The 9,705-nt window shown below is 68.5% G+C and carries 10 protein-coding genes; 7 read left to right on the top strand and 3 right to left on the bottom strand.

The genetic code is table 11. The annotated features are described in order from the left end of the window. From QZ753_RS04370 to QZ753_RS04400, 7 genes are all read left to right on the top strand, one after another. The coding region (locus QZ753_RS04370; protein WP_294641472.1) for an ABC transporter substrate-binding protein at nt 1-822 on the top strand (822 nt) is incomplete at its 5' end. 38 nt (nt 823-860) lie between these two features. Beyond that, nucleotides 861-1,946: a microcin C ABC transporter permease YejB gene (locus QZ753_RS04375; RefSeq protein ID WP_294641473.1), complete on the top strand. Its 1,086-nt coding sequence runs from the start codon at nt 861-863 to the stop codon at nt 1,944-1,946. 4 nt (nt 1,947-1,950) lie between these two features. Beyond that, entirely contained in the window at nt 1,951-3,174 is a 1,224-nt protein-coding gene (locus QZ753_RS04380; protein ID WP_294641474.1) for an ABC transporter permease, read from the top strand. A 7-nt stretch (nt 3,175-3,181) separates the two neighbouring features. Continuing rightward, nucleotides 3,182-4,237, top strand: a complete 1,056-nt coding sequence (locus QZ753_RS04385) for a cation diffusion facilitator family transporter (protein ID WP_294641475.1) — start codon at nt 3,182-3,184, stop codon at nt 4,235-4,237. Beyond that, the gene (locus QZ753_RS04390) at nt 4,185-5,909 is read left to right on the top strand and encodes an ABC transporter ATP-binding protein (RefSeq protein WP_294641481.1); all 1,725 of its coding nucleotides are present in this window, start codon (nt 4,185-4,187) and stop codon (nt 5,907-5,909) included. The genes QZ753_RS04385 and QZ753_RS04390 overlap by 53 nt, the downstream gene beginning before the upstream one ends. Next, entirely contained in the window at nt 5,906-6,565 is a 660-nt protein-coding gene (locus QZ753_RS04395) for an NUDIX domain-containing protein (RefSeq protein ID WP_294641476.1), read from the top strand. The genes QZ753_RS04390 and QZ753_RS04395 overlap by 4 nt, the downstream gene beginning before the upstream one ends. After that, nucleotides 6,562-7,503, top strand: a complete 942-nt coding sequence (locus QZ753_RS04400) for a glyoxylate/hydroxypyruvate reductase A (RefSeq protein WP_294641477.1) — start codon at nt 6,562-6,564, stop codon at nt 7,501-7,503. Before QZ753_RS04395 ends, QZ753_RS04400 begins: the two co-directional genes overlap by 4 nt. On the opposite strand, the gene QZ753_RS04405 is transcribed toward QZ753_RS04400, so the two are convergent. The 3 genes from QZ753_RS04405 to QZ753_RS04415 form a co-directional block, all read right to left on the bottom strand. Next, complete coding sequence (locus QZ753_RS04405; RefSeq protein WP_294641478.1) at nt 7,504-8,367, bottom strand: C40 family peptidase; 864 nt, start codon at nt 8,365-8,367, stop codon at nt 7,504-7,506. Then, nucleotides 8,364-8,714: a MarR family transcriptional regulator gene (locus tag QZ753_RS04410; RefSeq protein WP_294641479.1), complete on the bottom strand. Its 351-nt coding sequence runs from the start codon at nt 8,712-8,714 to the stop codon at nt 8,364-8,366. Before QZ753_RS04410 ends, QZ753_RS04405 begins: the two co-directional genes overlap by 4 nt. A 73-nt stretch (nt 8,715-8,787) precedes the next feature. After that, nucleotides 8,788-9,705 (bottom strand): M17 family metallopeptidase (locus QZ753_RS04415; protein WP_294641480.1); only part of this gene is annotated, 918 nt, incomplete at its 5' end.

Here is a 9,705-nt window from a genome sequence, read left to right on the forward strand (position 1 = left end):
AACCTGTGCTTCGATTTCGAGTGGACCAACGCCAACCTCCTGTTCGGCCTGCGGCTGCACTCGCAGTCGCCGTTCGAGCTGTCGGACTACGTGGCGACCGGCGCGCCCTCGCCCGAGGAGCAAGCCGTGCTGGAGCCGCTGCGCGCCGACCTGCCGCCCGAGGTCTTCGGCGAGGTCTGGACGCAGCCCGTCACCGACGCGTCGGGGCGCGACCGGCGCATCCTGCGGGAGGCCTCGGAGCTCTTCGCCGCCGCCGGCTGGACGCGTCGCGGCTCGGGCCTCGTCGATGCCGCCGGCCAGCCGTTCCGTCTCGAATACCTCCTGAACGACCCCGAGCAGGGCCGCGTCTACGGCAAGATGGTCGAGAACATGAAGCTGCTCGGCGTCGACGCCACGATGCGCGTCGTCGATGCCGCACAGTACCAGGACCGCCTCAGCCGCTTCGACTTCGACATGATCCTCTGCCGCTTCGGCCTGAACGGCACGCCGACGCGCGAAAGCCTGTCGAGCTTCTTCGGCTCCACCTCGCGCGACCGGATGGGGTCCTACAACTATCCCGGCATGGCGAGCCCGGCGGTGGACGCGCTTCTCGACCGGATCGGCGAGGCGAAGACGCGCGAGGACCTCACCGTCCTGATGCGCGCGCTCGACCGCGTCTTGCGCTGGCGGCTCGACTGGATCCCCAACCTCCACGCCCAAGGCCACAACGTCGCCTGGTGGGACATGTTCGGCATGCCGGCGACCAAGCCCGATTACGGCTTCCCGGTGGAACAGCTCTGGTGGTACGACGAATCCAAGGCCAAGGCGGCCGGGCGGGCCTGATCGCGCCCTCCGACGCTTTCGCACAACGGGACCGCTGAATGGCAGCCTACATCCTTCGACGTCTGCTCCTGATGATCCCGACCCTGCTCGGCATCATGGCCGTGTCCTTCGTGGTCATCCAGTTCGCGCCGGGCGGCCCGGTGGAGCAGGTGATCGCCGGCCTTCAGGGTCAGGGCGGCGGCGCGGCCGACCGGCTCGGCGGCGGGGGCGGCGACGCGGCGGCGCAGAGCGGCGACACGTCGGGCTATCGCGGGGCGCAGGGGCTGGACCCCGAGTTCATCCAGCGGCTGAACGAACAGTTCGGTTTCGACAAGCCGGCCTGGCAGCGCTTCGGCGAGATGATCTGGAACTACGCGCGCTTCGATTTCGGCACGAGCTTCTTCTCGAACGCCACCGTCGTCGATCTCGTCATCCAGAAGCTGCCGGTCTCGATCTCGCTCGGCCTCTGGATTACGCTCCTGTCCTACGCGATTTCGATCCCGCTCGGCATCCGCAAGGCGCTGCACGAGGGCTCGCGCTTCGACACCTGGACGAGCGCCGTCATCATCGTGGCCTACGCCATCCCCGGCTTCCTCTTCGCGGTGCTCCTGATCGTCCTCTTTGCGGGCGGCTCGTTCCTCGACTGGTTCCCGCTACGTGGGCTCACCTCCGACAACTGGGCGCAGCTGTCCTGGCCGGAGCGCATCGTCGACTACTTCTGGCATCTGACGCTGCCGCTCATCGCGCTGTCGCTCTCGGCCTTCGCCACGACGACGCTACTGACGAAGAACTCGTTCCTCGACGAGATCCGCAAGCAGTACGTGACGACCGCACGCGCCAAGGGCCTCACCGAACGCCGCGTCCTCTACGGCCATGTCTTCCGCAACGCGATGCTGATCATTGTCGCGGGCTTTCCCGGCGCCTTCATCTCGGCCTTCTTCGCCGGATCGCTCCTCATCGAGACCATCTTCTCGCTCGACGGGCTCGGCCTCCTCTCCTTCGAGAGCATCTACAAGCGGGACTACCCGGTGGTCTTCGCCACGCTCTACATCTTCTCGCTGATCGGGCTCCTGACGACGCTGATCTCCGACCTCACCTACACCTGGATCGATCCGCGTATCGACTTCGAGCGGCGGGAGGTCTGATCCGATGACCGATACCGTGGAAGAACGGAACGCCAAGGATCGCCCGCCCGAGCCCGCGACACTGCGCGAGGCGCAAGGGGGCGCGAGCGGCGTCGCCCAGAACGCCCCGCCGATCGTCGCCCTCGGCACGCCGTCCCGCCTGTCGCCGCTCAACCAGCGCCGCTGGCAGAACTTCAAGGCCAACCGGCGTGGCTGGTGGTCGCTCTGGATCTTCGCGATCCTCTTCGTCGTGACGCTGCTCGCCGAGTTCGTCGCCAACGACAAGCCGATCCTGATCTCCTACAAGAACGAGTACTACGCGCCGATCTTCACCGACTATCCGGAGGAGGTCTTCGGCGGCTTCCTGCCAGTCACGAACTACCGCGACCCGTTCATCCAGGACGAGATCGCCGCCAACGGCTGGATGATCTGGCCGCCGATCCGCTACTCCTATCAGAGCGTCAACAACGAGATCCCGACGCCCGCGCCGTCCCCGCCCTCGTGGACCTTCTCCAAGGAGGAGCGCTGCGCGCGCTACAGCCAGGGCGTCAATGATCCCAACTGCACCGTCGGCAACTGGAACTGGCTCGGCACCGACGATCAGGCGCGCGACGTCCTCGCCCGCCTCATCTACGGTTTCCGCATCTCGGTCCTGTTCGGCCTGATCCTCACCGCGGCGTCCGCCGTGATCGGGGTCTTCGCGGGCGCCGTGCAGGGCTATTTCGGCGGCTGGGTCGATCTTCTCTTCCAGCGCTTCATCGAGATCTGGTCGTCGATCCCGGTCCTCTACCTCCTCCTCATCGTCGCCGCGATCCTGCCACCGGGGTTCTGGATCCTCCTCGGCATCATGCTCCTGTTCTCGTGGGTGGCCTTCGTCGGGGTGGTGCGGGCCGAGTTCCTGCGCGCGCGCAACTTCGAATACGTCAATGCCGCGCGGGCGCTTGGCGTCGGCGACTGGACGATCATGGGCCGCCACCTCCTGCCCAACGCGATGGTCGCGACGCTCACCTTCCTGCCCTTCATCCTGAACGGCTCGATCACGACGCTGACCTCGCTCGACTTCCTCGGCTTCGGCCTGCCGCCGGGCTCGCCGTCCCTCGGCGAACTCCTGGCGCAGGGGCGCAACAACCTGCAGGCGCCCTGGCTCGGCATCTCCGGCTTCGTGGTCCTGTCCCTGATGCTGTCGCTTCTCGTCTTCGTCGGCGAGGCGGTGCGTGACGCCTTCGACCCCCGCAAGAGCTTCCGGTGATCCCGTCATGAGCGACCATCACGGCCATTCGCACGATCACGGCGGCCACGATCACCACGACCACGCCGCGCATGCCAGCCACAAGCGGCTCGGCATCGCGGCTGCCCTCACCGGCCTCTTCATGCTGGCGGAGATCGCAGGCGGCGTGATCTCCGGCTCACTCGCGCTTCTCGCCGACGCCGGACACATGTTCGTGGACTTCGCGGGCCTCGTCCTTGCCTTTGCCGCCGCGCGCCTCGCGCTTCGGCCGGCCGACGCCAGGCGGTCCTACGGCTACGACCGCTTCCAGATCCTCGTGGCCTATTCCAACGGTCTCGTGCTCTTCGGCATCACCGCTTTCATCATCTACGAGGCATGGCGTCGATTCACGGAGCCGGTCGAGATCCTGGCCGGCCCGATGCTGGCCGTCGCCGTCGCGGGCCTCCTCGTCAATATCGGCGCCTTCTTCGTGCTCCACGGGGGCGACAAGGAAGACCTCAACATGCGCGGCGCGCTGCTGCACGTGATAGGTGACCTTCTCGGCTCGGTCGCCGCCATCGTCGCCTCGCTCGTCATCCTGGCGACGGGTTGGACGCAGATCGACCCGATCCTGTCCGTCCTCGTCTGCCTCCTGATCCTTACCAACGCCTGGCGGCTGGTGCGTGAATCCGCGCATGTTCTCCTGGAAGGCGCTCCGGCCGGCGTCGACGGCGCGGAGGTCGGGCGGCAGCTTCGCGCGCGGATACCCGGGATCGAGGACGTCCACCATGTCCATGTCTGGATGATCACGCCGCGCCGGCGCGCCGCGACGCTCCATGTCTGCGTGCCCGAAGGCGCCGACGGCACCGCCGTGGTGCGCCGCGTGAAGGCGATGCTGAGCGCCGACTTTCGGATCGACCACGCGACGGTGGAACTCGAGCACGGTCGCTGCGCCGACGCCGGCACGGCCTGCGGCGGCGATCATGTCCACGACCATGCCGGGCACGATCACGGCTCTCACGACGCCCACGATCATGCGCATCATCACGACCATGGGCATCACGGGCACGATCACGCCCACGCCGCCCATCCCCGTCCGGCCTGAGAGGATCAAGAGCCGCTTGAGCCAGATCGCCCCCCGCCCCGCCGCCAGCGCACCGCTTCTCGACGTGCGCGACCTGAAGGTCGCCTTCCATCAGAACGGCGAGACGAGTCTGGCCGTCAAAGGCGTGTCCTTCGCGATCCACAAGGGCGAGACGGTGGCGCTCGTCGGCGAGTCGGGGTCGGGCAAGTCCGTCTCGGCGCTGTCGATCCTGAAGCTCCTGCCCTATCCCTCGGCCAGCCATCCCGGCGGCGCGGTGGTCTTCGAGGGGCGCGACCTCATCACGGCCGACGACAAGGCGCTGCGCGGCGTTCGCGGTAACAAGATCTCGATGATCTTCCAGGAGCCGATGAGTTCGCTCAATCCGCTCCATACGATCGAGCGGCAGATCGGCGAGGTGATGAAGATCCACCGCGGCCTGTCCGACCGGGCCGCGCGCGAGCGCACGCTGGAGCTTCTTCATCAGGTCGGCATCCGCGAGCCCGAGAAGCGGCTCGGCTCCTATCCCCATCAGCTGTCGGGCGGCCAGCGCCAGCGCGTGATGATCGCGATGGCGCTCGCCAACGAGCCGGACCTCCTGATCGCCGACGAGCCGACGACCGCGCTCGACGTGACGGTGCAGGCGCAAATCCTGGAACTTTTGAAGAAGCTGCAGGCCGAGCGGGACATGGGCCTTCTCTTCATCACCCACGATCTTGGCATCGTCCGGCGCATCGCCGACCGGGTCTGCGTGATGTATCGCGGCGAGATCGTCGAGACCGGGCCGACCGCCGACATCTTCGCCAACCCGCAGCACGCTTACACCAAGCATCTTCTGGCGGCCGAGCCGAAGGGTCGCCCGCCCGCCGCCAACGCCAACGCGCCGCTCGTCATGGAAGGCAAGGGCGTGAAGGTCTGGTTCCCCGTGCGCACCGGCCTCATGCGCCGCGTGACCGACCACGTGAAGGCCGTCAACGGCATCGATATCGCCGTGCGTGCCGGCCAGACGGTCGGCGTCGTCGGCGAATCCGGGTCGGGCAAGACGACGCTCGGCCTTGCGCTCTGCCGGATGATCGCGAGCGAGGGCGAGATCCGCTTCGACGGGGAACGGATCGACACGAAATCCAGCCGCGAGATGCGCGACTGGCGCGACCGCATCCAGATCGTGTTCCAGGACCCCTACGGCTCGCTCAGCCCCCGCATGCCGATCGCCGACATCGTGGCGGAGGGACTGCAGGTGCATCAGCCGAAGCTCTCGAAGGCGGAGCGCGACGCGCGCGTCGTCTCGGCGCTGGAGGAAGTGGGCCTCGATCCCGCGACGCGCTTCCGCTATCCGCACGAGTTCTCCGGCGGCCAGCGCCAGCGTGTCGCGATCGCCCGCGCCATGGTGCTCAATCCGCGCTTCGTGATGCTGGACGAGCCCACCTCGGCGCTCGACATGAGCGTGCAGGCGCAGGTCGTCGACCTCCTGCGCGATCTTCAGCGTAAGCACGACCTCGCCTATCTCTTCATCAGCCACGACCTCAAGGTCGTGCGCGCGCTCGCCAACGAGGTGATCGTGATGCGGGGCGGCGAGGTGGTCGAGCGCGGCACCTCGGAGGAAATCTTCGAGCGCCCAAAGACCGACTACACCAAGGCCCTGATGGCCGCCGCCTTTCGCATCGAGACGGCCGCCGGCGAGGACGTCGCCCAGTGAGCGCGCCGACCTACCGCTCCCGGCTCGAAGACCAGCCGCTCGACTTCACGGTCAGCGAGGAGCGACGCGTCTTCGACGGCTTCCGTCCGCTCGACGTGCTGACCCTCAGCCACGAGCCGCTCGGCGACGCACGCGGCGCCCGCGTGCGGCGCGAGCTCGTGCGCGGCGGGCGCTGCGCGGTGGTCATCCCTTATGATCCCGCTCGCGATGCGATCGTCGTCATCCGCCAGTTCCGCATCGGCGCGGCCCTTGCCACGCCGCATGCCGCGCCACTGGAACTGCCGGCCGGCGGCATCGACGAGGGCGAGGACCCGTCGAGCGGCGCCGCGCGCGAGCTGACGGAGGAAACGGGGCTGGTGCCGAGCGCCGTCGCCCATTGCTTCTCGGTCCTATCGACACCGGGGCTTACCGACGAACTCGCGATGATCTTCCTTGCGATCGTCGATACCAGCCAACTCTCCGGCCGGGGCGGCAAGGCCGATGAGGACGAGGACATCCTCGCCATCGCAGCCCCCTTCGAGGACCTGCTGGCCGCAGTCGATCGCGGCGCCGTGCAGAACGGGTTCCTGGTCGCAGCGACACATTGGTTCGCGCGCCACGGCCGCGCCCATGCGAAACTCCTCGCCGATTCGACGCAAACGGACCGAGACACGTGAGCATTCTTCTTTCCGTCACCGGTTTCGATCCCTCGCGCTGGACCGAGGCGCTGCTCGCCGCCGCGCCCGGCGAGACCATCGTGCTGCGCCCGGCGAGCGCCGCCGACGAGAGCATCGACTACGCCGTGGTCTGGAAGCAGCCGCCGGGCGTCCTGTCGAACCTGCCGAACCTTCGCGCCGTCTTCTCGCTCGGCGCAGGCGTCGATCACATCCTGCAGGACAAGACCCTGCCGGACGTGCCGATCCTTCGCATCGTGGCGGACGATCTCACCGCCCGCATGAGCGAATATGTCGTCTGGCGCGTCCTCGATCATCACCGCCGCGGCATGACCTACCGTGCGCAGCAGGCGGTGCGGATCTGGAACGAGCGGCGCCAGCCGGCGGCGTCCGAGATCGAGGTCGGCATCCTCGGCCTCGGCGAACTCGGGCGCGACGCCGCCGAGAAGCTGAAGGCGCTGGGCTTTCGCGTCTCGGGCTGGAGCCGCCGGCCGAAGACGATCGCCGGCGTCGAGTGCTTCGACGGCGACGCCGGTCTCGACGCGATCCTGTCGCGCGCCGACATCCTCGTCGTCCTCCTGCCGCTGACGTCGGAGACGCGTGGCATGATCGACGACGGCTTCCTGTCGAAGTTGAAGCGCGAGACGCCGCTCGGCACGCCCTCGCTGGTCAATGCCGGCCGCGGTGGTCTCCAGAAGGATTCAGCGATCCTGCGGGCCCTGAACGACGGGCGACTGATGGAAGCCTCGCTCGACGTCTTCGAGCGCGAGCCGCTGGCGACCGACAGCCCGCTCTGGCGCCATCCGCGCGTCTTCGTGACGCCGCACGCCGCAGCCTCCTCCGACCCCGCCGCGCTCGCGCCCATCATCATGGCGCAGATCGCCGCGCACCGGCGCGGCGAGAGCCTCACCAACGTCGTGAACCGCAGCGCGGGCTACTGATCAGCCGAGACGCCGCCGGACGGTGACGGGCGAGCCCTTGGCGAGCGCCCGCGCCTCGGCCGTCGCGAGCGGCTCGGCGGCCGTCATCATGTGATGGGCGTTGGCGTGGAGCAGCGTTTCGGCGTCGAGCATGATGCCGACATGGCCGCGCCAGAACACGAGGTCGCCGCGCCGCAACGGCTCGCCTGGGACGAGCGCCTGCCCGAGCGATGCCGCCTGAAGATCGGTGTCGCGCGGCGCCTCGATCTCGGACAGTTGCAGCGACAGCTGGACGAGACCGGAGCAGTCGATGCCGGACGGCGATTTGCCACCCCAGAGATAGGGCACCTGGCGGAACCCTTCCGCCACCGAAACGAAGTCCGGCGCAACAGCGGAGATCGGCTCCAGGTGCTGCGAGACGATCGCGCCGAACGGTGCGACCAGCGTGTAGGTCGCGTTGGGATCGGTCGCCTCGCCGCGCGCGGCGACACGCGCGCCGAGCATCAGCTCGCGCATCGGCGGGCGCTTGATGTCGGGCCCGGGAAACACGAAGGTGCGCGGCACGCCGACGCGGTGCGTCGCTTCGGGTGCCGGGCCGGCGAGGACCGCGGCGGTCGGCATCCAGCCGACATAGCGGTCGCGCTCCAGCTGGACCCAGCACCAGCCCTCCGGCGTCTCCTCGAAGACCGTCACGGCCTCGCCGTGCAGCGCTTGCGTTTCTAAAGCTGCATCGGGCGAGGGATGACGGCGCAGGTCGGCGAGCGGCGCGTCGACATGGGCCGCCTCGCCCGCCACGAAGCGTTCGGCCTCGACACGCCCGCGTAGACGTTCGTCGGCAAGGTCCGGGCGTGCGGCATGAAGGCGTCGATCGAGAGCCACCGTCATCGCGCCAGCCCTCCCGCCTCGTCGACCAGCCGGTCGGCCATCTGCGATACGAAGAGGCTGCCCTTGACGGTGCGGCGCACGAGGACATTGCGCAGGTCCGCCGGATCGCGGCGACGCTCCAGGAGTTCCATCCGCCCCATCGTGTCCAGCGCCCGTGTAACGACCGGCTTCGTCACCTTCAGCCGCTCGGCGAGACCGCGCACCGTGTGCGGCGGCGGCTCGAGATAGACGGTGAGGAGGATCGCGGTCTGGCGCGTGGTGAGGTCGGGCCCTGAATCGCGCGCCTGCTTCAATGCGTTGCCGTGGAGCAGGCGAAGCGCCTGCGCCGGCCGGATTTCGATACCCATCCTCGGTCCCCACCCCGAACCGGCCCTCGTTTCGGAGCCGGTTCGGTCAGAGGACAGAGGAATTGAGGCCGTTTCAAGAGGACGGATAGCGCTCGCGCAGAACTTTTGCGAGCGCGCGGATCGCCTGCGCCTCGCCACCCGCCGGTCCCGTCGGCCCGGCCTGCGGCCGCCAGCCGAAGACGTCGAAATGCACCCAGGACTTCGCCTGCGAGACGAAGCCCTGCAGGAACAGCGCCGCCGTCACCGAACCGGCAAAACCATCGGTGGTGACGTTGTTGATGTCGGCGATCTTGGAGGCGAGGTTCTTCGCGTAGGGCTTCCAGAGCGGCAGGCGCCAGAGGGGATCGTGCACGGCAGCGGCAGCATCGGCGATCGCGGCGGCCAGTGCCTCGTCGTCCGTGTAGAAGGGCGGCAGGTCGGGTCCCAGCGCGACGCGCGCGGCGCCCGTCAGCGTCGCCATGTCGATCAGGATCTCGGGCGCCTCCTCGTCGGCGAGCGATAGCGCGTCGGCAAGGATGAGCCGGCCTTCCGCATCCGTGTTGCCGATCTCGACCGTCTTGCCGTTGCGGCTCCGGAGGATGTCGCCGGGGCGGAAGGCGTTGCCTGCGATCGCGTTCTCGACGGCGGGGATCAGGACGCGCAGGCGCACCCGCAGGCCCTCGCCCATCACGATGCGCGCGAGGCCAAGGACGTTCGCAGCGCCGCCCATGTCCTTCTTCATCAGGAGCATGCCGGAGGCCGGCTTGATGTCGAGGCCGCCCGTATCGAAGGCGACGCCCTTGCCGACCAGTGTCACGCGTGGGCCATCGGCCGGGCCCCAGCTCATGTCGATGAGGCGCGGGGCGACGGCGCTCGCGCGGCCGACCGCATGAATCATCGGAAAGTTCTCGGCCAAGAGCGCGTCGCCGGTGATCACCGACAGGGCGGCGCCGAACTCTTCGGCCAGCGCGCGGGCAGCCGCCTCGATCCCGTCCGGTCCGAGATCGTTGGT

The sequence above is a fragment of the uncultured Aureimonas sp. genome (genome assembly GCF_913775355.1).
Lineage (GTDB): Bacteria > Pseudomonadota > Alphaproteobacteria > Rhizobiales > Rhizobiaceae > Aureimonas.